The sequence below is a fragment of the Pseudomonas brassicacearum genome (assembly GCF_003732225.1).
GTDB lineage: Bacteria > Pseudomonadota > Gammaproteobacteria > Pseudomonadales > Pseudomonadaceae > Aquipseudomonas > Aquipseudomonas brassicacearum_E.
Map to the genome: position 1 here is coordinate 71,053 of NZ_MOBJ01000014.1, position 22,739 is coordinate 93,791.

Annotated in this window: 24 protein-coding genes; 16 read left to right on the plus strand and 8 right to left on the minus strand. The window is 58.9% G+C overall.

From position 1 onward, the window contains the following. Positions 1–25 precede the first annotated feature (25 nt). Positions 26–301, plus strand: coding sequence for a hypothetical protein (locus BK659_RS20060; protein WP_185015421.1), 276 nt, complete (start codon positions 26–28; stop codon positions 299–301). Positions 302–436: 135 nt separating this feature from the next. Here BK659_RS20060 and BK659_RS20065 read toward each other — a convergent pair whose 3' ends face one another. Beyond that, on the minus strand, positions 437–1,240 hold the full coding sequence (locus BK659_RS20065) for an IclR family transcriptional regulator (RefSeq protein ID WP_123426707.1): 804 nt from the start codon (positions 1,238–1,240) through the stop codon (positions 437–439). Between the two features lie 165 nt (positions 1,241–1,405). On the opposite strand from BK659_RS20065, the gene hmgA reads away from it, so the two are divergent. From hmgA to maiA, 3 genes are read left to right on the plus strand one after another with little or no spacing between them, the layout of a single operon-like run. Next, positions 1,406–2,710 (plus strand): homogentisate 1,2-dioxygenase, encoded by a 1,305-nt coding sequence (gene hmgA / locus BK659_RS20070; RefSeq protein WP_123426708.1) that lies wholly within the window; start codon positions 1,406–1,408, stop codon positions 2,708–2,710. Positions 2,711–2,713: 3 nt separating this feature from the next. Further along, on the plus strand, positions 2,714–4,018 hold the full coding sequence (gene fahA / locus BK659_RS20075) for a fumarylacetoacetase (protein WP_123426709.1): 1,305 nt from the start codon (positions 2,714–2,716) through the stop codon (positions 4,016–4,018). A gap of 12 nt (positions 4,019–4,030) precedes the next feature. Beyond that, positions 4,031–4,669, plus strand: coding sequence for a maleylacetoacetate isomerase (gene maiA / locus BK659_RS20080; RefSeq protein ID WP_123426710.1), 639 nt, complete (start codon positions 4,031–4,033; stop codon positions 4,667–4,669). Between the two features lie 129 nt (positions 4,670–4,798). Here maiA and BK659_RS20085 read toward each other — a convergent pair whose 3' ends face one another. Next, positions 4,799–5,659, minus strand: a complete 861-nt coding sequence (locus BK659_RS20085; protein ID WP_178098709.1) for a MurR/RpiR family transcriptional regulator — start codon at positions 5,657–5,659, stop codon at positions 4,799–4,801. 206 nt (positions 5,660–5,865) lie between these two features. Between BK659_RS20085 and zwf the strand changes: the two genes are divergently transcribed. The 4 genes from zwf (at position 5,866) to BK659_RS20105 (ending at position 9,806) form a co-directional block, all read left to right on the plus strand. Beyond that, a complete protein-coding gene (zwf, locus tag BK659_RS20090) occupies positions 5,866–7,335 on the plus strand; it encodes a glucose-6-phosphate dehydrogenase (RefSeq protein ID WP_123426712.1) in 1,470 nt (489 codons plus the stop codon). Continuing rightward, a complete protein-coding gene (gene pgl / locus BK659_RS20095) occupies positions 7,322–8,035 on the plus strand; it encodes a 6-phosphogluconolactonase (protein ID WP_123426713.1) in 714 nt (237 codons plus the stop codon). Before zwf ends, pgl begins: the two co-directional genes overlap by 14 nt. 17 nt (positions 8,036–8,052) lie before the next feature. Beyond that, the gene (locus BK659_RS20100; protein ID WP_024264889.1) at positions 8,053–8,718 is read left to right on the plus strand and encodes a bifunctional 4-hydroxy-2-oxoglutarate aldolase/2-dehydro-3-deoxy-phosphogluconate aldolase; all 666 of its coding nucleotides are present in this window, start codon (positions 8,053–8,055) and stop codon (positions 8,716–8,718) included. A 362-nt stretch (positions 8,719–9,080) separates the two neighbouring features. Further along, on the plus strand, positions 9,081–9,806 hold the full coding sequence (locus tag BK659_RS20105; protein WP_123426714.1) for an intradiol ring-cleavage dioxygenase: 726 nt from the start codon (positions 9,081–9,083) through the stop codon (positions 9,804–9,806). 37 nt (positions 9,807–9,843) lie between these two features. On the opposite strand, the gene BK659_RS20110 is transcribed toward BK659_RS20105, so the two are convergent. Beyond that, positions 9,844–11,025 carry an aminotransferase class V-fold PLP-dependent enzyme gene (locus BK659_RS20110; RefSeq protein WP_123426715.1) on the minus strand — a complete coding sequence of 394 codons (1,182 nt, stop codon included), beginning with the start codon at positions 11,023–11,025 and terminating at the stop codon, positions 9,844–9,846. Between the two features lie 21 nt (positions 11,026–11,046). Further along, positions 11,047–11,283, minus strand: a complete 237-nt coding sequence (locus BK659_RS20115) for a DUF3820 family protein (protein WP_071555809.1) — start codon at positions 11,281–11,283, stop codon at positions 11,047–11,049. 202 nt (positions 11,284–11,485) lie between these two features. On the opposite strand from BK659_RS20115, the gene BK659_RS20120 reads away from it, so the two are divergent. After that, complete coding sequence (locus BK659_RS20120) at positions 11,486–11,953, plus strand: PA2169 family four-helix-bundle protein (RefSeq protein ID WP_123426716.1); 468 nt, start codon at positions 11,486–11,488, stop codon at positions 11,951–11,953. Between the two features lie 74 nt (positions 11,954–12,027). Here BK659_RS20120 and BK659_RS20125 read toward each other — a convergent pair whose 3' ends face one another. Both BK659_RS20125 and BK659_RS20130 read right to left on the minus strand, forming a co-directional pair. Then, on the minus strand, positions 12,028–12,498 hold the full coding sequence (locus BK659_RS20125; protein ID WP_071553717.1) for a MaoC family dehydratase: 471 nt from the start codon (positions 12,496–12,498) through the stop codon (positions 12,028–12,030). A gap of 42 nt (positions 12,499–12,540) precedes the next feature. Then, positions 12,541–13,485, minus strand: coding sequence for an alpha/beta hydrolase (locus BK659_RS20130; protein WP_123426717.1), 945 nt, complete (start codon positions 13,483–13,485; stop codon positions 12,541–12,543). Between the two features lie 228 nt (positions 13,486–13,713). Between BK659_RS20130 and fadD2 the strand changes: the two genes are divergently transcribed. Next, complete coding sequence (gene fadD2 / locus BK659_RS20135) at positions 13,714–15,402, plus strand: long-chain-fatty-acid--CoA ligase FadD2 (RefSeq protein ID WP_123426718.1); 1,689 nt, start codon at positions 13,714–13,716, stop codon at positions 15,400–15,402. A gap of 369 nt (positions 15,403–15,771) precedes the next feature. Then, positions 15,772–17,472 (plus strand): long-chain-fatty-acid--CoA ligase FadD1, encoded by a 1,701-nt coding sequence (gene fadD1 / locus BK659_RS20140; protein ID WP_123426719.1) that lies wholly within the window; start codon positions 15,772–15,774, stop codon positions 17,470–17,472. Positions 17,473–17,598: 126 nt separating this feature from the next. On the opposite strand, the gene BK659_RS20145 is transcribed toward fadD1, so the two are convergent. Then, positions 17,599–17,976, minus strand: a complete 378-nt coding sequence (locus BK659_RS20145) for a hypothetical protein (RefSeq protein ID WP_071553721.1) — start codon at positions 17,974–17,976, stop codon at positions 17,599–17,601. Positions 17,977–18,175: 199 nt separating this feature from the next. Between BK659_RS20145 and BK659_RS20150 the strand changes: the two genes are divergently transcribed. The 3 genes from BK659_RS20150 (at position 18,176) to def (ending at position 20,033) form a co-directional block, all read left to right on the plus strand. Beyond that, positions 18,176–18,367 carry a CsbD family protein gene (locus BK659_RS20150; RefSeq protein WP_123426720.1) on the plus strand — a complete coding sequence of 64 codons (192 nt, stop codon included), beginning with the start codon at positions 18,176–18,178 and terminating at the stop codon, positions 18,365–18,367. Between the two features lie 179 nt (positions 18,368–18,546). Beyond that, positions 18,547–19,491: a YihY/virulence factor BrkB family protein gene (locus BK659_RS20155; protein WP_123426721.1), complete on the plus strand. Its 945-nt coding sequence runs from the start codon at positions 18,547–18,549 to the stop codon at positions 19,489–19,491. 2 nt (positions 19,492–19,493) lie between these two features. After that, positions 19,494–20,033 carry a peptide deformylase gene (gene def, locus BK659_RS20160; RefSeq protein ID WP_123426722.1) on the plus strand — a complete coding sequence of 180 codons (540 nt, stop codon included), beginning with the start codon at positions 19,494–19,496 and terminating at the stop codon, positions 20,031–20,033. A gap of 93 nt (positions 20,034–20,126) precedes the next feature. On the opposite strand, the gene BK659_RS20165 is transcribed toward def, so the two are convergent. Continuing rightward, complete coding sequence (locus tag BK659_RS20165) at positions 20,127–20,543, minus strand: GNAT family N-acetyltransferase (protein WP_123426723.1); 417 nt, start codon at positions 20,541–20,543, stop codon at positions 20,127–20,129. Between the two features lie 356 nt (positions 20,544–20,899). On the opposite strand from BK659_RS20165, the gene BK659_RS20170 reads away from it, so the two are divergent. Both BK659_RS20170 and BK659_RS20175 read left to right on the plus strand, forming a co-directional pair. Next, positions 20,900–21,841 (plus strand): fatty acid desaturase, encoded by a 942-nt coding sequence (locus tag BK659_RS20170; protein ID WP_123426724.1) that lies wholly within the window; start codon positions 20,900–20,902, stop codon positions 21,839–21,841. Positions 21,842–21,850: 9 nt separating this feature from the next. Then, positions 21,851–22,642 (plus strand): phosphate/phosphite/phosphonate ABC transporter substrate-binding protein, encoded by a 792-nt coding sequence (locus BK659_RS20175; protein WP_123426725.1) that lies wholly within the window; start codon positions 21,851–21,853, stop codon positions 22,640–22,642. Positions 22,643–22,739: the final 97 nt, after the last annotated feature.

A 22,739-nucleotide genomic window follows, 5' to 3' on the forward strand; every position in this document is an offset into this window, starting at 1 on the left:
ACTTTTACGCCCGTCGAAGCGATCAATGACTGAACAACGTCATCTAATTCCTGATGGGCTGCAGCGTGCGAGTGAGGAAGATCGCCAGTATTACCTGGACGCTGAACAGTCCCTGACAGAAAAAGAGCAAGCGCTGGATGAACGGTTGAGAGAAACAAAATCCCTCAAGGCTTTCGTGAATTTCCATGCCCAGGAGTTTGTCAGGGCTGAAACCAACGAACTTATCGACCCGGATAAGATTTTCGTCAACGCTCGCCATACATTCTATGTGGGGCAGCGGGCGATACGAATACCTGCATGAGCGTTGTCTCCGCGTGCAGTGGAACAACAGTGGATCTGGCGGTGATGACCGCCTTGATGAAGGAGGCGCTCGAGGAGCCAGAGTCCAGCGAGCGGACAATCCTGGTGTAAGTACTGGCGTTCAGTGCCAAACGATTTAACCAGCGGCGACGGGCTCATAGCCCATCCGCCAACTCACGGCCCGGGTCGCCGCCAGCAGTCGCTGCGCCGCCGGGCCGTTTTCGTCGGCGTGAAACAACGAGGTCGGGCCGACGATGGTCAGCACCGCCGCTACTTGGCCGACAGCGTTAAACACCGGTGCCGAGAGTGCATCGACTCCCGGCATCAGCAAACCATGCACATGATGCAGGCCGCGTTCGCGGATCTGTTCACACAAGGTTGTGTAGGTCTGGTCATCAGCCAGCGGGTGGGCAGCCGTTGCCAGCAATTCCAGTTCCCGTAACTCAACGGTTTCACGGTTCGGCAAATACGCGCTGAACACCAGGCCGGTGGATGAACTGAGCAGCGGCAGCACCGAACCCAGTTGCGTCACCACCGTCACCGCCCGCACCGCCGGCTCGATATGCACCACGGTCGCGCCCTGGTTGCCCCATACCGCGAGGAAACAGGTTTCGTTCAGGTCATCGCGCAACTCGGCCAGTGGCAGGGCGGCGACTTTCAGCACGTTCATACTGTTTAACGCGGCCAGGCCAACGCGCAAGGCTTCGCGGCCGAGGCCGTAATGGTTGGTGGCGGTGTTTTGTTCGGCAAACCCGCTGGCGATCAACGCCTGCAAATAGCGGTGAACTTTGCTCGCCGGCATCTGCACGTGTTCGGCCAGACGCGACAAAGATGTCGACGGCGACAATTCGGCCAAGGCCTTGAGGATGTCGGTGCCGACCTCGGCCGAGCGGACTTTCTGTTTGCTGTTGTTATCGGCGGTGTTGCGCGGCTTTTCCATGGAGGCGGTGTGATCCCGGGACGAATGGGCGTCTTTATAGCTTGACGGTCAATACCAATCAAATTACGTTAAGCGTAATCTAATTACGATAAAAACAACCCGGGCGTGCCGAGACTTCTGAAAAGGAGCCATGGGCCACGACCTACTCCCTGTTCAGGAGGCTCCATGAACCTCGATTCAACGGCGCCAGCGCTGGTTTACCAGTCAGGCTTCGGCAATGAATTCAGCAGTGAAGCGTTGCCCGGCGCACTGCCCGTCGGCCAGAACTCCCCGCAAAAAGCCCCTTACGGTCTCTACACCGAACTGTTCTCCGGAACTGCGTTCACCATGGCGCGCAGTGAAGCGCGACGCACCTGGATGTACCGTATTCAGCCGTCGGCCAATCACCCGGCGTTCGTTAAGCTTGATCGACAGCTGGCCGGCGGTTCGCTGGGCGAAGTGACGCCCAATCGTCTGCGCTGGAACCCGCTGGACATTCCGGCCGAACCGACCGACTTCATCGACGGTCTTGTGCGCATGGCGGCCAATTCGGGTTCGGAAAAACCGACCGGGATCAGCATTTATCACTACCGCGCCAATCGCTCGATGGAGCGGGTGTTTTTCAACGCCGATGGCGAGTGGTTGCTGGTGCCGGAGTCGGGTCGGTTGCGCATCGCCACCGAGCTCGGCGTGCTGGAGCTGGAGCCGCTGGAAATCGCCGTGCTGCCACGCGGCCTGAAGTTCCGCATCGAACTGCTCGACCCGCAAGCTCGTGGCTACCTGGCCGAGAACCACGGCGCGCCACTGCGTCTACCGGACCTCGGACCGATTGGCAGCAACGGTCTGGCCAATCCACGGGACTTCCTGACGCCGGTCGCGCATTACGAAGATCTCAAGCAGCCGACCACCCTGGTGCAGAAATTCCTCGGCGAGTTGTGGGGCTGCGAGCTCGACCATTCGCCGCTGAATGTGGTCGCCTGGCACGGTAATAATGTGCCGTACAAATATGACCTGCGCCGCTTCAACACCATCGGCACCGTCAGCTTCGATCATCCGGACCCGTCGATCTTCACGGTTCTGACGTCGCCGACCAGCGTTCACGGCCTGGCCAACCTCGATTTCGTGATCTTCCCGCCGCGCTGGATGGTTGCCGAGAACACCTTCCGTCCGCCGTGGTTCCACCGCAACCTGATGAACGAATTCATGGGGCTGATCCAGGGCACCTACGACGCCAAGGCCGAAGGTTTCCTGCCGGGTGGCGCGTCGTTGCACAGCTGCATGAGCGCTCACGGGCCGGACGGTGAAACCTGCACCAAGGCGATCAATGCCGAGCTTGCGCCGAGCAAAATCGACAACACCATGGCCTTCATGTTCGAGACCAGCCAGGTATTGCGCCCAAGCCGTTTTGCCCTCGATTGCCCGCAACTGCAAAACACCTACGATGCTTGCTGGGCCTCGCTGCCCGCCACTTTCAACCCGAATCGGAGATAACCCATGACTCAGACCACCCCCACTCGTAGCTGGGTTGCCTCCGCCAATGGCCACGCCGACTTCCCGTTGCAAAACCTGCCACTGGGTGTGTTCAGCACCCAGGGTTCGGTGCCGCGCAGCGGTGTGGCGATCGGCGAGCATATTTTCGATCTGCAAGCGGCGCTCGACGCCGGTCTGTTTGACGGTGCTGCGCGCACGGCAGTCGAAGCCACTCGTGGCGGTCAACTGAACGCTTTCTTCGACCTCGGTCGTGGTGCCCGCGTTGCCCTGCGTGAGCGTCTGCTGGAACTGTTCGCTGAAGGCAGCACCCTGCACGGCAAGATCGAAGCCCAAGGCGCGAAACTGCTGCCATTGGCCGCCGATTGCCAGATGCACCTGCCTGCGAAGATCAATGACTACACCGACTTTTACGTCGGCATCGAGCACGCGCAGAACGTCGGCAAATTGTTCCGCCCGGACAACCCGCTGTTGCCGAACTACAAGTACGTGCCGATCGGCTACCACGGCCGTGCGTCGACCATTCGCCCGTCCGGCACCGACGTGCGCCGCCCGAAAGGCCAGACCTTGCCCGCCGGTCAGACCGAGCCAACCTTCGGCCCGTGTGCGCGCCTGGACTATGAGCTGGAACTGGGCATCTGGATCGGCCAGGGCAATGAGCTGGGCGACTCGATTGCCATCGGCGACGCCGCCGAACATATTGCCGGTTTCTGCCTGCTCAACGACTGGTCGGCGCGGGACATTCAGGCCTGGGAATACCAGCCGCTGGGCCCGTTCCTGTCGAAAAGCTTCATCACCAGCATCTCGCCTTGGGTCGTCACTGCTGAAGCCCTGGAGCCGTTCCGCCGTGCCCAGCCGGCGCGTCCCGAGGGCGATCCGCAGCCGCTGCCGTACCTGTTCGACAAACGCGATCAGGCCGCTGGTGCCTTCGATATCGAACTGGAAGTGCTGCTGCTCACCGACGCCATGCGCGAACAGAACCTGCCGGCCCATCGCCTGACCCTGAGCAACACCCAACACATGTACTGGACCGTGGCGCAACTGGTTGCGCACCACAGCGTCAACGGTTGCCAGTTGCAGGCCGGTGACCTGTTCGGTTCGGGCACCTTGTCGGGGCCGGAAAACGGTCAGTTCGGCAGCCTGCTGGAAATCACCGAAGGCGGTAAGAAGCCGATCGAACTGGCTTCGGGCGAAGTGCGCAAGTTCCTTGAAGACGGCGACGAAATCATCCTCCGCGCACGTTGCAGCCGTGACGGTTTCGCCTCCATTGGTTTCGGCGAATGCCGTGGCAAAATCCTGCCAGCACGCTAAGAGGTTCAGGCTATGGAACTCTTTACCTACTACCGTTCGACGTCGTCCTTTCGGGTGCGCATTGCCCTGGCACTCAAAGGGCTGGATTACCAGGCGCTGCCGATCAATCTGATCGCGCCGCAAGGTGGCGAACATCAGCAACCGGCTTATCTGCGGATCAACCCGCAAGGCCGGGTGCCGGCCTTGCGCACCGATGAAGGCGAGTTGCTGATTCAGTCCCCGGCGATCATCGAGTACCTGGAGGAGCGTTATCCGCAGGTACCGCTATTGTCCAGGGACCTGGCCAAACGCGCGCACGAGCGAGCGGTGGCGGCGTTGATCGGTTGCGACATTCATCCGCTGCACAACGTCAGTGTGCTCAATCAGCTGCGCCAACTTGGTCATGATGAGCCGCAGGTGGTGCACTGGATCGGCCACTGGATCACTCAGGGGCTGGCGGCAGTCGAGCACTTGATTGGTGACGACGGTTACTGTTTCGGCAGCGCGCCCGGGTTGGCGGATGTCTATCTGATTCCACAGCTGTATGCAGCCGAGCGTTTCAACATTTCCCTTGAGGCTTATCCGCGGATTCGCCGGGTCGCGGCACTGGCGGTGCAGCATCCGGCCTTCGTCAAAGCCCATCCGGCGAATCAGCCCGATACCCCGAAGTAACGCAAAACCCTGTGGGAGCGAGCTTGCTCGCGATGGCGGCCTGACAGTCAAGATTGATCTTGAATGTGATGGCCTCATCGCGAGCAAGCTCGCTCCCACAGGTTCTGCGCCTTATCCCACTTGCCGACCTTAGTTGAACTCATCCCCGATCGGATACCGGCTGGCGTTGAGGCTTTCCTTGATCTTGCGCAAGTGCGGCTGGAAGTCGACGCCGCGGCGCAGGGTCATGCCGGTGGCGAGCACATCGAGCACCGTCAGCTGGATGATCCTCGACGTCATCGGCATGTAGATGTCGGTGTCTTCCGGCAGCGGAATGTTCAGGCTCAAGGTGCTGGCCTTGGCCAGTGGCGAACCCTCGGCCGTCAGACCCAGCACCGAGGCACCGTTCTCCCGGGCAATGCGTGCCACTTCCACCAGTTCGCGGGTGCGTCCGGTGTAGGAAATGATCACGAACAATTCGCCCGTGTGGGCCACCGAGGCAATCATCCGCTGCATCAGCACGTCCGCATGGGCGGTAACCGCCAGGTTGAAGCGGAAGAATTTGTGCTGCGCATCCAGCGCCACCGGGGCTGACGCGCCGAGGCCGAAGAAGTGGATCTGCCGGGCCTGGATCAGCAAATCCACGGCGCGGCTGATCAGGTTCGGGTCCAGTGCCTGGCAGGCGCTGTCCAGCGATGCAATGGCGCTGCCAAAGATTTTCTGGGTGTAGGCTTCAGGGTTGTCGTCGGCTTCCACTGCGCGGCTGACATACGCCGCGCCGCTGGCCAGGCTTTGGGCCAGTTGCAGTTTGAGTTCCGGATAGCCGCTGACACCGAACGAACGGCAGAAACGGTTGACCGTCGGCTCGCTGACTGACGCGGCCTGGGCGAGGGCGGCAATACTGAAGCGAGTGGCCTGCTGTGGGTTGAGCAGGATGACTTCGGCGACCTTGCGCTCGGCCTTGTTCAGGTCTGCAAGGCGATTCTGGATCTGTTCCAGTAAATTTCGCACGCGGTCCATTCATGTTCCTTAGGTCGGCTATGCAGATTGGGCCCGTGTAGCGGCCCATAATGGTGGCCTATCCTACTGGTGGCCCCGACCGACCACCACTTGGAATGTATATTTTGGAAAAATGTTGTGGTTATTACTACATTTTTCCTTGAGCGATGCCTTAAAAAAAGGTATTTGTAGCTTAACTTGATAAAAGAACAAACATCATGCCTTCGATTACGGTTGAACCGTGCACCTTTGCCTTGTTCGGCGCCCTCGGCGATCTGGCCCTGCGCAAGCTGTTTCCTGCCTTGTACCAACTCGATGGCGCCGACCTGCTGCATGAGGACACGCGCATTATCGCACTGGCCCGTGAACCGGGCACCGAGCAAGAGCATCTGGCCCTTATTGCCAGTGAGCTGCGCCATTACGTCGATGCCAAGGAGCTCGACGAAGCCGTGGTCGAACGCTTCCTGGCACGCCTGACGTACCTGCATGTCGACTTCCTCAAGTCTGACGACTACGTCGCCCTGGCCGAACTGGCCGGCACGGCGCAGCGGATGATTGCCTACTTCGCGACGCCGGCTGCAGTGTACGGCGCGATTTGCGAGAACCTGGCGAAAGTCGGCCTGACTGAAAACACCCGTGTGGTGCTGGAAAAGCCGATCGGTTCGGATCTTGAGTCGTCGCGCAAGGTCAACGACGCGGTGGCGCGGTACTTCCCGGAAAACCGCACCTACCGCATCGACCACTACCTGGGCAAAGAGACGGTGCAGAACCTGATCGCGCTGCGTTTCGCCAACAGCCTGTTCGAAACCCAGTGGAACCAGAACTACATTTCCCACGTGGAAATCACCGTTGCCGAGAAGGTCGGGATCGAGGGCCGCTGGGGCTACTTCGACAAGGCCGGCCAGCTGCGGGACATGATTCAGAACCACCTGTTGCAGCTGCTGTGCCTGATCGCCATGGACCCGCCAGCGGATCTTTCGGCTGACAGCATCCGTGACGAGAAAGTCAAAGTACTCAAGGCGCTGGCGCCGATCAGCCCGGAAGGCCTGACTACCCAGGTGGTGCGTGGCCAGTACATCGCCGGTCACAGCGAAGGCAAGTCGGTGCCGGGTTACCTGGAGGAAGAGAACTCCAACACCCAGAGCGATACCGAAACCTTCGTCGCCCTGCGTGCCGACATCCGCAACTGGCGTTGGGCCGGCGTACCGTTTTACCTGCGTACCGGTAAGCGCATGCCGCAGAAGCTGTCGCAGATCGTCATCCACTTCAAGGAGCCGTCGCACTACATCTTCGCCCCCGAGCAGCGCTTGCAGATCAGCAACAAGCTGATCATCCGTCTGCAACCGGACGAAGGCATTTCCTTGCGGGTGATGACCAAAGAACAAGGCCTGGACAAGGGCATGCAGCTGCGCAGCGGTCCGTTGCAGCTGAATTTTTCCGATACCTATCGCAGCGCACGGATCCCCGATGCCTACGAGCGGTTGTTGCTGGAAGTGATGCGTGGCAATCAGAACCTGTTTGTCCGTAAAGATGAAATCGAAGCCGCGTGGAAGTGGTGTGACCAGTTGATCGCCGGGTGGAAGAAGTCCGGTGATGCGCCCAAGCCGTATGCGGCCGGGTCCTGGGGACCGATGAGCTCCATTGCACTGATCACGCGGGACGGGAGGTCGTGGTATGGCGATATCTGAATTCAAACTGCCTCAGGGCGTCAGTGCTCATGAGTTTCGCAGCCCCGTGTTGCTGGCCGAAGGCCTGGCACTGACGGTGGCCAAGCAACTCAGCGACGCGATCGATGCCCGCGGCACCGCGACGCTGGTAGTGTCCGGCGGACGCAGCCCGGTGGCGTTTTTCCAGCACCTGGCCAAACAGGCGCTGGACTGGTCCAAGGTCGTGGTGACCCTGGCAGACGAGCGCTGGGTACCGGTGGAGCACGCCGACAGCAATGCCGGTCTGCTCAAGCGTTACTTGTTGCAAGGCCCGGCGGCCAAGGCGAAGTTCCTCAGCCTCTACAGCGCCACTGCCAACCTTGAGCAGGCTGCCGAGCAGGCCGACCGCTTGCTCGCCGAGTTGCCGGCAATCGACGCGCTGGTGCTGGGGATGGGCGATGACGGTCATACCGCCTCGCTGTTCCCCAACAGCCCGAATCTTGGCGACGCCTTGCAGGTCGACGGCACGCGCCGTTGCTGGCCGATGCTGGCGCCGACCGTGCCGCATCAGCGCCTGACCATGAGTCGTGCGCTGCTGGCCTCGGCACGGTTCACCGTTCTATCGATATCCGGTCAGTCCAAACTGACCACCTTGAGTGCCGCACTGGCCGGTGACGATGTCGCCGCAATGCCGATTCGTGCGTTTCTGCAACCCACGTTAGAGATTTACTGGTGCCCATGAGCCAAGGATCAGCCGCTATGACAAACACTCAACCGACCGTTTCCATGGCGGACAAAGTTGCCCTGATCGACAGCCTTTGCGTCAAGGCGCGAATTCTGCCGGTGATCACCATTGCCCGCGAGCAAGACATTCTGCCGCTGGCCGATGCCCTTGCCGCAGGCGGGTTGACGGCCCTGGAAGTGACCCTGCGTTCGCAATTCGGCCTCAAGGCCATCCAGGTCCTGCGTGAGCAGCGCCCGGAGCTGGTCACCGGTGCCGGCACTGTGCTCGATCGCAACATGCTGGCCGCCGCCGAAGCCGCCGGTTCGCAGTTCATCGTGACGCCAGGCATTACCCGTGACCTGCTGGAAGCCAGCGTTGCCAGCCCGATTCCATTGTTGCCGGGTATCAGCAACGCTTCCGGGATCATGGAGGGCTACGCTCTGGGCTATCGCCGCTTCAAGCTGTTCCCGGCGGAAGTCAGCGGTGGTGTGGCGGCGATCAAGGCCCTTGGCGGCCCGTTCGGCGAAGTGCGCTTCTGCCCGACTGGCGGCGTTGGTCCAGCCAACATCAAGAGCTACATGGCGCTGAAAAACGTGATGTGCGTCGGCGGCAGCTGGATGCTCGATCCGGAGTGGATCAAGAACGGCGACTGGGCACGTATCCAGGAGTGCACCGCCGAGGCGCTGGCCCTGCTGGACTGATTGGTTTTACCGGCGGTTTTTTACGCAGAATCGTTGTAGTTGTGTTCTACGGCTTTACGGCGCACTTGGTCAGTGCGCCGTTTTTTTTTGCCTGCAGAAAAGTGGCTTCCCCGTAGCAGCTGTCGAGCCTGCGAGGCTGCGTCCGGCCGCAAAGCGGTCGTTAAATCAGGCAACGCGCTCTTTCAGGCAAACCGCGTATGCAGGATTTGCGAGGACTTCGCCCGAACGCGGTCCGCCTCTAACGCAGCCTCGCAGGCTCGACAGCTGCTACGGGGGGAATGCCTGTAAAGGCATACATAGTTACCGCAACCCACCCCAGAGATCTCCTTATCCTTCGAGCAACTTATGGAGGAGAGCGACTCATGGAAGAACACGCAACCAGCTCGGCAACCGAGCCAGTCTGTTTATTGGCTCCCGAACAGATTGCCGGCCCGTACTTCAGAAACCCCAGGTTGATTCGAAGAAACATCAGTGAAGGCGCCAGCGGCATTCCCATGCTACTCAAATTGAGCATTGTCGACGTCAGCAGCTGTGAGCCGGTAACGGATGCCCTGGTGGACATCTGGCAATGCAATGCGCGAGGGGCCTATTCGGGCTGGAGCAAGATCGATCCGGATAAAGAGGTCGATGTCGGTGATATCGGCTCGGTTCCGCGTACCGATGACGACACTTATTTACGCGGTGGGCAATTCACCGATCGCAAAGGCGCCGTCAGGTTTACCACGATTTATCCGGGGTTTTATGCGGGGCGCAGCGTGCATATTCACGTTGCCGTGCGAATCGTTTCCGGCAGTAATTACCTGGACGCGCGGCACGTTGCCTGGGTTGGCCAACTGTACCTTCCAGAGGTGGCGTCACGTTCGGTATTGAATGCCAAAGACTACAGCGGGCGGAGTATTTCGCCGCTGCGTAACGATCAGGATGAGCTCTTTACCCAAATGCATGGGCAAGACTCGATACTGAAAATCCACACGATTGCCCGTGACTCCTGGGAAGACGGATATTTCGGGCAGTTGACCATTGGTATCGACAAGCGCGCGATGTCCGCGCAGATCAAGCCCGAAGACTTCGACATCTATACCGTGTGAACACCAGGGGAGTGGTCAATCCCTGGTGTTCATTGCATCAACTCAGTTCGATCAGGGCCTGAGCCAGTCGATGCATGTCCCGTGCGGTGTTGGTCAGGCCCGGTGTAATGCGAATACAGCTGCCGCACGCCGAACCGCTGCGGGCCACGGTGAACAGGTTGTACTCGCTGAGCAGGCGGTCGACCATCGCTTGCTGGTCGGCATGCCGGGTGAAACGCATCGAGGTGATGCCGCAATACAGTCGCGGATCATCCGGGGTCATGATTTCAATGCCCGGCACGTCGCGTACGGCCTCGACCCACAGATTGCGCAGGTAATTGAGCCGCGCGCCTTTGGCCGCCGCGCCACCGATGGCGTGATGCTCTTCGAACACCAGCGGCAACGTCAGCAGCGCCGGGATGTTGGGTGTGCTGTACGGGGTGCGCGAGCGGATGTCGGTGACCGGGAAATGAAACTCGCCCATGTCGGGATCAATATCGGCCAGGCGCTGTGGCGCTATGTAGATAAAACCCAGGGTCAGCGGCGCGCCGATCCATTTGTGCAGGTTGTAGCCGGCAAAGGAGATACCCAGTTCATCGAGGTTGAATTCGATCTGGCCGAGGGCGTGGGCACCGTCGAGGATCACATCGATCCCGTGCTCTTTAGCCGCCTCGGCAATCGCCTTGACCGGCATCACCAGACCGGTGCGATGGGTGACGTGGGTCAACGCCATCAGCTTGAGCCTTGGATAGCGGACGAACGCCTCGCGGTAGCTCGCCACCAATGACTCGAAGCTGGCGGGATGGGCGTGTTCGATCTCGATCACTTCGACACCGCGATGGCGTGCCAGCCAGCGCATCGCACTTTTGACCGTGTCGTATTCCAGATCGCAGAGCAGTACCTGATCGCCCGGCTGCAAACCGTTGTAGTTGCGAATCAGTGATTGCAGCGCGTCCGAAGCGCTACGGGTCAGGGCAACCGCTTCGGCGGGCACCCGTAAGAGCTCGGCCAGCTGTCCGCGTATCTCCACGCTTTCGAGCTTTTCGAAGCGCTGGCGCACATGCACCGAGTTGCTGCGGTTGATGAGTTCGATGTTGCGCTGGTATTCCTCGATCACGGTGCGCGACATGCGGCCGAAGTAACCGTTTTCCAGGTTGATCGGACCCGGCTGGACTTCGTAGCGGTCGGCAAACGTCTGCCAAAAAGCTTCATCAAGGGCGCGGCGAGTATTTTCGGGCATAGGGGCGACTCGTTCCGTGGGTCAGTGGCGAGGTTTGGGTTTGCCATGTTTGGCGCGCAGCGGGTCGAGCAAGTCGGACAGACCGTTGTGATCGATTTCCTGCATCAGGGCCAACAAGCCACCCAGTTCACCGTGGGGGAAACCCTCGCGGGCGAACCAGTTCAGGTATTGGCCGGGCAGGTCGGCAATGATGCGCCCCTTGTACTTGCCAAAGGGCATTTCGCGGGTGATCAGCAGTTCAAGCTTTTCGGGATTCATCGATCGGTCGTCTTGATTCAAACAGTCTGGAAAATACAGGCATTCTGCATGCAGGCCAATTGACAGATCATGCAAATAACTCGGGTACAGATTTTTTGTAAAAAGTTAACGTGTTGAAATATAAAGTGAAAATTTCAATTCAAGAGCTGGCATACGAGGTGCAACACCTTATGCACTCTCTCAACCCACGAGGAATTGAAAAATGACCGATATCAATAAAGAAGCGATTTCAGTCCTGAACGACCTGATCGAGACCAGTAAGGACGGTCAGGAAGGTTTCAAGACTTGTGCGCAAGACATCAAGCATCCTGAACTCAAAGCGCTGTTTGTCAAACGCGCTGCCGACTGCGCCACCGCCGCTGCCGAACTTCAAGGCACGGTGCGTTCGATGGGCGGCGATCCCGAGACCAAAACCAGTGTCAGCGGTGATTTGCATCGTCGTTGGGTTGACCTCAAATCGTTGCTCACCGGCAAGGACGAAGAAGCGGTGCTCAACGAAGCCGAGCGCGGCGAGGACCATGCCCTGAAGGCTTACAAAGCAGCGATCGAGAAGATCGACAAACACAATCTGGTGGGGATTCGTGATCTGGTCGAACGTCAGTATCACGGCGCGCAACGCAATCACGATCAGGTCAAAGCCTTGCGTAACCTGGCGCGTGCTCGTTCGTAAGAAGATCAAAAGATCGCAGCCTGCGGCAGCTTCTACAGAAGTATTCAAAACCCCGCAGGCTGCGATCTTTGTTGTCAGCCGATGCTGATCGCGGGCAGTGTTGGCAGTGTCACGGTTTGCTGTTTGCGCGGTGCCAGAATTTCGGCCTCGCCATCCACAACCAGCTCATCGCGCTGGTTGAATACCCGAGTGGCGATGCGCACGCGGAACTTCGGCAGCTTCTCGAGGATTTCCAGGCGTACCGTCAGGGTGTCGCCGATCTTCACTGGCTTCTGAAAGCTCATTTGCTGACCGATATAAATAGTCCCCGGCCCAGGCAGCTCGCAGGCGACGGCGGCGCTGATCAGTGCACCGCTGAACATGCCGTGGGCGATGCGTTCCTTGAACATGCTCGCCGCCGCAAACTCGGCGTCCAGGTGCACCGGGTTGTGGTCGCCGGACATCGCCGCGAACAGCTGAATGTCGCGTTCTTCGACGGTCTTGCTGTAGCTGGCGGTCTGGCCGACTTCGAGGGCTTCGTAAGGGGTATTGGTAACCTGGGTCATGTGTCTTGAATCCTGTGACGAGTTAAGTGAAATAACCAAACATTATTCGGTTCTGGGTGGTCGGCGATGGCTCAGCGCCTCGGCCAGCCATTTGAGCAGGTCCGCGGTCACTTCATCGCGGTTGCTCTCGTTGAACAGTTCGTGCCGGGCTTGCGGGTAAATGTTCAGTTGCATGCACTGGCTACCCGCCCCGCGCAGCGCGTCGGCCAGAGTCTTGAGACGTTTGCCTTCGCTCACCGGATCACATTCACCGCCGATCACCAGCAGCGGCAGGCCCGGATCGATCTGCGCGAGATTGGACGCTTTGCTGATCTGCTGCAAGCCGCCGAGCAGGTCGATCCACAGTTGATTGGTGCAACGGTAGCCGCAAAGCGGGTCGTGGACGTACTTGTCGACTTCGGCCGGGTCGCGGCTGAGCCAGTCGAACCGAGTGCGATGGGGTTTGAAAGGCTTGTTGAATGAGCCGAACGACAACCACTCGATCAACGCGCTGCGCCCGGTAGCACCCTGGCGCCAGCGTTCGAAGCGCGCAATCAGGCGTGCCACGCGGTAGAGCGCGGTTGGCTGGAAGTTCGAGCCGCTGAGCACAGCGCCGTACAGGCTGGCGCTGTGGTGCAACAGGTAGGCCTGGGCGATGTAGCTGCCCATGCTGTGGCCAAGTAGCACGATCGGGATGCCCGGATGGTGCTGACCGATGTGCTGGTTGAGGCTGGCCAGGTCGCCGACCACTTTGCGCCAGCCGTCCTTGTCCGCGAAATGCCCGAGCGCGCCGTTTTCGGCGGTTTTGCCGTGGCCGCGCTGATCCAGCGCATAGACGCCGTAACCCTCGGCACATAAAGCCTGCGCCAGCCGCGCATAACGGCCGCTGTGTTCAGCCATGCCGTGGGACAGCAGGATCACCGCCTTGAGCGGGCCCTCGGGCAGCCACTGGTTGACGAAAAGCTGACTGTGGTCACTCGCGGTCAACCAGAAAGTGTCGTGGATCATGGCGATTCCTTTGCACGGTGTTGTTTAGGCGCGGCGTCGTTGCATTGTATAGCTCATCATCCACAGGACGTGCGATGTGGGTGTCCCTCAGCAGCAAGATTCACACTATCAATGAAGCGGGTGCGTATATTTGCCTGAATCACCATAACTGCTAGTGTCCCAGAAGCCCCGCTTTTCAGCGTCACAGAGATGCGGCCCGGATTCGCTCAGGTAAAGAGGACAAGAACAATGCAACCTGATTTCTGGAATGACAAACGCCCGGCCGGCGTACCCAATGATATCGATCCGGGTGCCTACAAGTCGGTGATCGAGGTGTTCGAGCGTTCCTGCAAGAAATTCGCTGACCGTCCGGCGTTCAGTAACATGGGCGTGACGCTCACTTATGCGGAGCTGGAACGCTACAGCGCGGCTTTCGCCGGCTACCTGCAAGCGCAGACCGATCTGCTGCCCGGCGATCGCATCGCGGTGCAGATGCCCAACGTCCTGCATTACCCGATCGCCGTGTTCGGCGCGCTGCGTGCCGGGCTGGTTGTGGTCAACACCAACCCGCTGTACACCGCGCGTGAGATGCGTCACCAGTTCAAGGACTCCGGTGCCCGGGCGCTGGTGTACCTGAACATGTTCGGGCAGAAGGTCCAGGAAGTACTGCCCGACACCGAGATTCAGTACCTGATCGAAGCAAAGATGGGCGACCTGATGTCGACCGCCAAGGGCTGGCTGATCAACACCGTGGTCGACAAGGTCAAGAAGATGGTGCCGACCTACGACTTGCCGCAGGCGATTTCCTTCAAGAGCGCGTTACGCCTGGGCCGCGGTCAGAGCATCAAGCCATTGAAAGTCAGCCTCGACGATGTCGCCGTGCTGCAATACACCGGCGGCACCACCGGGCTGGCCAAGGGCGCGATGCTGACCCATGGCAACCTGGTTGCCAACATGCAGCAGGCCCGCGCCTGTCTCGGCCAGTTCGGCAGCGATGGCAAACCGCTGCTGCGTGAAGGTCAGGAAGTGATGATCGCGCCGCTGCCGCTGTACCACATCTACGCCTTCACGGCGAACTGCATGTGCATGATGGTCACCGGCAACCACAACGTGCTGATCACCAATCCACGGGACATCGCCGGCTTTATCAAAGAGCTGAAAAACTGGCGGTTCTCGGCGCTGCTGGGGCTCAACACGCTGTTCGTCGCGCTGATGGATCATCCGGACTTCAAAACCCTGGACTTCTCCAGCCTCAAACTCACCAACTCTGGTGGCACCGCGCTGGTCAAGGCCACCGCCGAGCGTTGGGAGCAACTGACCGGTTGCCGGATCACCGAAGGCTACGGCTTGACCGAAACCTCGCCGGTGGCCTGCACCAACCCGTATGGCGACAAGTCGCGCATTGGCACGGTCGGCCTGCCGGTGCCGGGCACTACGCTGAAAGTCATCAATGATGACGGTGTCGAACAGCCCTTGGGCGAGCGCGGCGAGCTTTGCATCAAGGGCCCGCAAATCATGAAGGGCTATTGGCAGAAACCTGAAGCCACCGCCGAAGTGCTGGATGCCGAGGGCTGGTTCAAGTCCGGCGACATCGCGGTGATCGACCCGGACGGGTTTGTGCGGATTGTCGACCGCAAGAAAGACATGATCATCGTCTCGGGTTTCAACGTATACCCGAACGAGATCGAGGACGTGGTCATGGCGCACCCGAAGGTCGCGAACTGTGCGGTGATCGGCGTGCCGGACGAACGTTCCGGGGAAGCGGTGAAGCTCTTCGTGGTGGCACGTGAAGCAGGAATCAGCCTTGAAGAGCTGAAGGCCTACTGCAAGGAAAACTTCACCGCCTACAAGGTGCCCAAACACATTGTGCTGCGCGAGTCGCTGCCGATGACACCGGTGGGCAAGATATTGCGAAGGGAGCTGCGCGATATCGCCTGATCGGTTATAGATCGAAGTGCTGCCAAAAGATCGCAGCCTTCGGCAGCTCCTACGGGCGATGCATACGCCTAGGAGCTGCCGAAGGCTGCGATCTTTTGCTTTTAAGGCCCATTTTACGGGGCTTTCAAAGCGTTATAGAATTTTTGCTCTAAAATGACTGCTTGCTATTCTTGAGTCATTAAAGTGACTGTAGAGGCTCTATTTGGCTCTAGTAGGGCCTTGGCAAAGCTGCTACTCTCGGCGCGCTTTGTGACTTCTCGGCCTAGGTAAAAGCCGGACTCGCCAACAAAAAGACACCCATAAAAAACACACACCAATAATAATCGCAAAATGCGCTGAAGAATTCGCGTTGCTGAGGAGTGGGCTTCCATGATCGAAGACTTTTGGAAGGATAAGTACCCAGCTGGAATTGCTGCCGAGATCAATCCAGACGAGTATCCGAATATTCAGGCAGTGTTAAAGCAATCCTGCCAACGCTTCGCCAACAAACCGGCCTTTAGTAACCTGGGCAAGACACTCACCTACGGTGAGCTGTACGAATTGTCGGGTGCTTTTGCCGCTTACCTGCAACAGCATACCGATTTGCAGCCGGGCGATCGAATCGCAGTACAACTGCCAAACCTGCTGCAGTACCCGGTCGCCGTGTTTGGTGCCATCCGCGCCGGCTTGATCGTGGTCAACACCAACCCGCTGTACACCGCGCGGGAAATGGAACACCAATTCAACGATTCCGGCGCCAAGGCGCTGGTTTGCCTGGCGAACATGGCGCACCTGGCCGAGGCCGTGGTGCCCAAGACGGGCGTCAAGCACGTTATCGTCACCGAAGTGGCCGACCTGCTGCCACCGCTCAAGCGCCTGCTGATCAACAGTGTCATCAAGTACGTGAAGAAGATGGTCCCGGCGTTCCATCTGCCCAAGGCCATCAAGTTCAATGACGTGTTGAGCAAGGGCCTCGGCCAACCCGTGACCGAAGCCAACCCGGCCAGCAGCGACGTTGCCGTGCTGCAATACACCGGCGGCACCACCGGCGTGGCCAAGGGGGCAATGCTGACCCACCGCAACCTGGTGGCGAACATGATGCAGTGCAGGGCGCTGATGGGTTCCAACCTGAATGAAGGTTGCGAAATCCTCATCACGCCGCTGCCGCTGTACCACATCTATGCCTTCACCTTTCATTGCATGGCGATGATGCTGATCGGCAACCACAACATCCTGATCAGCAACCCGCGCGACCTGCCGGCGATGGTCAAGGAACTGTCGAAGTGGAAGTTCAGCGGTTTTGTCGGCCTGAACACCTTGTTTGTGGCGCTGTGCAACAACGAAGCGTTCCGCAAGCTGGACTTCTCAGGCCTGAAAATCACCTTGTCCGGTGGCATGGCCCTGCAACTGGCTGCTGCCGAACGCTGGAAAGCCGTGACCGGTTGTGCCATCTGCGAAGGCTACGGCATGACCGAAACCAGCCCGGTGGCCACCGTCAATCCAAACCAGAACATTCAGGTAGGCACGATCGGTATTCCGGTTCCGTCGACCCTGTGCAAAGTTATCGATGACGCCGGCGTTGAACAGCCGCTGGGCGAAATCGGTGAACTCTGCGTGAAAGGTCCGCAAGTGATGAAGGGCTACTGGCAGCGCCAGGAAGCCACCGACGAGATCCTCGACAGCGAAGGCTGGTTGAAGACCGGCGACATCGCGCTGATCCAGCCAGACGGCTACATGCGCATTGTCGATCGCAAGAAAGACATGATTCTGGTCTCCGGTTTCAACGTGTACCCGAACGAACTCGAAGACGTGCTGGCCACCTTGCCAGGCGTGTTGCAATGCGCGGCCATTGGCGTGCCGGACGAGAAGTCGGGCGAGGCGATCAAGATTTTCATCGTCGCCAAACCGGGGGTAACCCTGACCAAAGAGCAGGTGATGACGCACATGCGTGCCAACGTTACCGGCTATAAAGTGCCGAAAGCCATCGAGTTCCGCGATGCGCTGCCGACCACCAACGTGGGCAAGATCCTGCGTCGCGAACTGCGCGATGAAGAGCTGAAGAAGCTCGGCTTGAAGAAGGTCGGCGCGTAAAACAAAAAGCCCCGGTCTTTATGAGCGGGGCTTTGTTGAAGATCAAAAGATCGCAGCCTGCGGCAGCTCCTACGGGATGTATATCAATCCAATGTAGGAGCTGCCGCAGGCTGCGATCTTTTGCTGTCAGAGGCGGAACTGCGCGAAATTGACGTTGGTACCGGCTGGGCGCATGTCCTGAAGGTACGAGTCCTTGTCGGCGCTCAGTTCCAGGCTCAGGGCTGCCTTGCGCTTGCCTTCGTTGCGTACCACCAGGCCTTCGAGCTTCTCGCGCAGGAACACCGTCGGCACTTTCAGGTGCAGCAGTTCGTCGGTGGCTGGCGTGTGCATCAGCAGGTGAACCCACTCGTATTGACCAATGGCCAGACGCGCAACCGGGATATCAAACCACCAGATGTTGCGGTTGCGGTTCAATTCGGTGAAATGGCAATTGTTGACGCCAAGCACTGCACCGCCGAGTTCCTGGTTTCTGCGGGCAATGGCCTGCTTTTTATCGAGTTTCATAACGTTCCTACGGGATTGGATCTTCAGCGCCACGGCCTGAATACGTTGCGCATTCTCGGGGGTTGGCTGGCAAACATAAAGCCCAACCTGCATTTGCAGATGAAATGACCCGATGAAAATAAATGAAACTCTGTGCAACGCCCACCAGTCAACCACTAGGTAACGACACTGACCTTTGAATGTTCACAGGAGAAATACCATGAGCAGCACTGGCGATAAAGTTAAAGGCCTGGCCAACGAAGCGGTCGGCAACGTCAAGCAAGGTGTGGGTAAAGCCACCGACAACCCCAAACTGCGAGCCGAAGGCAAGATTCAGGAAAAGAAAGGCGAAGCCCAGCAAGCGCTCGGCAAGGCTAAAGACGCGATCAAGAAAACCATCGATAAAGCCTGACCCAATAACCTGCGTGAGCGCAGTGTGACGGCCATCCTCGGATGGCCGTTTTTATGTCGGTTACTGTATTTAACCCCCCCGAAATTGTTTCAAAGTCGCCAAGTAGGTTACTTTGATGTAGAAAACAGCCCCTGAGTCGCCCCCGACTTCAACCTTTTTTTGCGGCGAAAGGAGACGCTATGATTTTCCCGGAGTTGAAAGGCTTGCCCTTGCACCGCGTGATGATGCGCACGGTCACCGAGTTCATCAATGACGAGATGTCGACGTATGCCTCGGCGCTGGCCTATCAGATGCTGTTCTCGCTGTTTCCCTTCATTCTGTTTCTGATAGCCCTGATCGGTTTCCTGCACCTGCCGGATTTCTTTTCCTGGCTGCGCCTTCAGTCAGAACTGGTATTGCCGCCGCAAGCGCTGGAGCAAGTGAACCCGGTGATCGACCAGCTCCAGCAATCCAAGGGTGGATTGCTCTCGGTGGGTATCGTCATTGCCCTGTGGACCGCCTCGGCGGGTGTGCGGCTGATGATGAGCGCGATGAACGCCGCCTACGATGTGGTCGAAGGCCGGCCGATCTGGAAGCGCTTCCCACTGTCGATCTTCTACACCGTTGGCGTTGCCGGAATGTTGCTGGTCGCGGCGGCATTGATGGTGCTCGGTCCGCAGGTAATGGAATGGATTGCGTCGCAAATCGGCATGGAAGAGTTCATTGTCACGTTGTGGACGATACTGCGCTGGCCGGTAATCGTTATTTTGCTGATGGTCGCGGTCGCGTTGATGTACTACGTGATGCCTGATGTGAAGCAGAAGTTTCGCTTCATCACGCCAGGCTCGGTGCTGGCGGTGGTGGTGTGGATCGTCGCTTCGCTGGGCTTTGGTTATTACGTCAAAACCTTCGCCAACTACAATGCCATGTATGGCAGTATCGGCGCGATCATCGTGCTGTTGCTGTACTTCTACATTTCCGCTGCGGTGCTATTGCTCGGTGCGGAGATGAATGCGGTGATCGATCACATGTCGACCGAAGGCAAGCACCCTGGCGAAAAGGGCTTCGGCGAACACGACGAAAAACAACATGTTTCGGGACTGGGCCGGGACCACTCGCTCAACCCGACCACTGACGAAGCCTGACGATGATCCGTGAAATCCTCAAAATGGGCGATGAGCGCCTGCTGCGTATCGCTCCGCCGGTACCGGCCGAAATGTTCGACAGCCCCGAGCTGTGGCAGTTGATCGACGACATGTTCCAGACCATGGAAAGCGTCGGCGGCGTTGGCCTGGCTGCCCCGCAGATCGGTGTCGACCTGCAACTGGTGATCTTCGGCTTTGAACACAGCGAACGTTACCCGGACGCTGACGCCGTACCGCAGACGATCCTGATCAACCCGTTGATTACGCCACTTGATCCGACGCTGGAGGAGGGCTTCGAAGGTTGCCTGTCGGTGCCAGGACTGCGGGGGGCGGTGGAGCGTTATCAGCACATTCGCTATGAGGGATTTGATCCCAAGGGCGAGCCGATTGTGCGCATCGCCTCGGGTTTCCACGCTCGAGTGGTGCAACACGAATGCGATCACCTGATCGGCCGGTTGTACCCGTCGCGGATCTCGGACTTTCGCAAGTTCGGGTTTACCGAGGTGATGTTTCCGGATCTTGACCCGGCGGTTGATGACTAAAGCGCTAAAAGATCGCAGCCTTCGGCAGCTCCTACAGGGGAATGCTCTCGGCGTAGGAGCTGCCGAAGGCTGCGATCTTTTGATCTTCGCTGTTTACTTGCCGAACTCCAGGCCCATGGCAATCATCGGCTTGCTGCGGTTGTAGCGAGCCAGACGCTCGGCCAGTGCATAGGGCAGCAGTGGGCCGGCGGTGAAGCCATTACGCTCATAAAAACCGCGCAAGTCCGGGTGGCAGAACAGCCACACCGGCGCTTTGATCTGCAATAGCGCCTGGGCCATCAATGCCGCTGCAATACCTTGCCCCCGAAGGGCTGGGTCGACAAATAACCCTGTCAGCCAAAACCCCTCCGCCATCGGTCGCAAACAGAGCCCGGCGATGATCTCGTCACGCTTGCCAACCCACAGTTGAGCGTCGCGAACGGCTTTCATCGATGACTGGTGACGGCGGTAGAACTTGTTCAACAAAGGCCACAGTGGCTCGGCAAGCTGGGTGTACTGGGTGCTGGGCATGTGCAAGAGGGTCGCTGCGCAAAATGGGCCTATTATAAAAGAACCAACGCTGCGAGATAGGTGTATACCTGATCCCATATTCCCAGTTGGTGGAGCGTGCATCATGAGCAAAGGCATGGATTCGAAGAAAGCGGCGAAAAAGAAACCGACCAAGACCGCCGTTGAAAAACGCGCTGACAAAAAGGCCAAAAAGGTCGGTGTGTTCGGGCACTGAGCCCGCTTTGACGGAGCCCGGCAATCGGGCTCCGCGTTCACTTCCAGGTAAATTACCCATCGATCTGCAAGATTTCCCTGCGTCGTTGCACAGAAGGGGATAAGGCCGACATTTGTCTGCTTGTCCTGTTCTGAGCCGAGCCATGCCCCATTACCTTGATCAAAACCTGCGTGAAGAAATCGAAGCTCTGCGCCGAACGTTTGCCGGTCGCAGCGAATGGCCGACCTGGCTGCTGTTGATTGGCGTCTACGCTGCCTGGTTTGGCGTGCTGCTGGCCAGTGCCTGGCTGGGGCTGTGGCTGAGTACGCTGCTGCTGATACCGATCGTGGTGCTGTGGATGTCGGTCCAGCATGAGCTGTTGCACGGACACCCGACGCGCTTTACCACGTTGAACAAACTCCTCGGTTACGCACCTTTTGCCGTCTGGTATCCCTACACCCTGTACCGCGACAGCCACCTTGTGCATCACCGTGACGAGGACCTGACGTTACCCGGCCGCGATCCGGAAAGTCGCTATGTGAGCGCACAGCAGTGGCAGGGCAGTTCAGTGTTCGAGCGCAGCCTGCACTGGCTGAACAAAACCGTGCTGGGGCGCTTCGCCGTCGGTGCGCCGCTGGCCTTGCTGGCGCTGGCCAGGGAAGAATTCCAGCGTTTACGTCAAGGCAATCGCCAGGCCTGGTTGATGTGGCTGACCCATGGTGCGCTGACCGTGCTGATGCTGACCTTCATCGCTCGTTACAGTGTTGTTGCCGTCTGGCATTACCTGTTCTTGATCAGCGTACCGGCGTTGTCGGTAGGGACGATCCGTTCCTACTATGAACATCGCCCACACCCGGACCCGGAAAAGCGCACGGTGCTCAACGAGGCCGCCTGGCCTTGGCGCTGGTTGTTCCTCAACCTGAACCTGCACCTGGTGCATCACGATCTGCCAGGTTTGCCGTGGTTCTATTTGCCGCAGGTTTATCGCGCACGACGCGAGCAATGGCAGGCACGCAGTGGCGGGTTTCTGGTACGCGGCTATGGTGAGTTGTTGCGTCAGCACGGGCTCAGTCCCGTGGACAGTCCACGGCACCCCTTCAGTTGAGAACCGAGCATGACTTCAGGCTTTGCAGAGCTGTTGATGTACGTCGCCCCCGAGCCCATACGCCTGGCTAATGAGCGATGGCTGGAACGCATCGTCGAGCGGCTCGGCGCCACCCGTTTGAGCGCTGAAGATCTGTCGTTGAGGGAGCTTTGGCTGGCCCCGCAATTGCTGCTCACTCAGACCTGCGGCTATCCACTGATGACGGCGTTGCGCGGGCAGGTGCGGGTGATCGGTCGACCGCGCTATGAGCTGCCCGACAGCAGCGCTGGCAGCCATTGCAGTGTGCTGCTGACCCGTGCCGATGAACCGCGTCGTACCTTGCCGGCGCTGCTGGGTTGTCGAGCAGTGATCAATGGCGAGGACTCCAACAGCGGGATGAATCTGCTGCGCCACCGCATCGCCCCGTTGCAACGCAATGGTCAGTTTTTCTCCAGCGTCGAGGTCAGCGGCAGCCACCGTGAAAGCCTGTGCTGGCTGCGCGACGGGCGCGCGGATCTGGCGGCCATCGACAGCGTGACCTTTGCCTATCTGGCGCGCCATGCGCCGCAGGAAGTCGAAGGTTTGCAAGTGGTGGCGCGCAGCGCGTTCAGCCCGACCTTGCCGTATATCGGTGTCGCCAGCCTGACGGATGCTCAAGTCGAGCACCTACGCGAGGTGATGAATCAGGCATTGAGTGAGCTGCCTGACGTGGCTGAGACCCAGGGGCTAAACGAGGTTTTGCCGGCCACTGAAAGCGACTATCAAATCATCCTCGATTACCAGCAGGAGGCCGAAGAACTGGGGTTTGGACGCTTGCGTTGAGGGTTGAAACGCTTGCCGGACAATGTGATTGTTTATATTCCCAATAAATATATAAAAATAGATTTTAAGTATTATTAAAGAATAAGGCTCCTTGCTA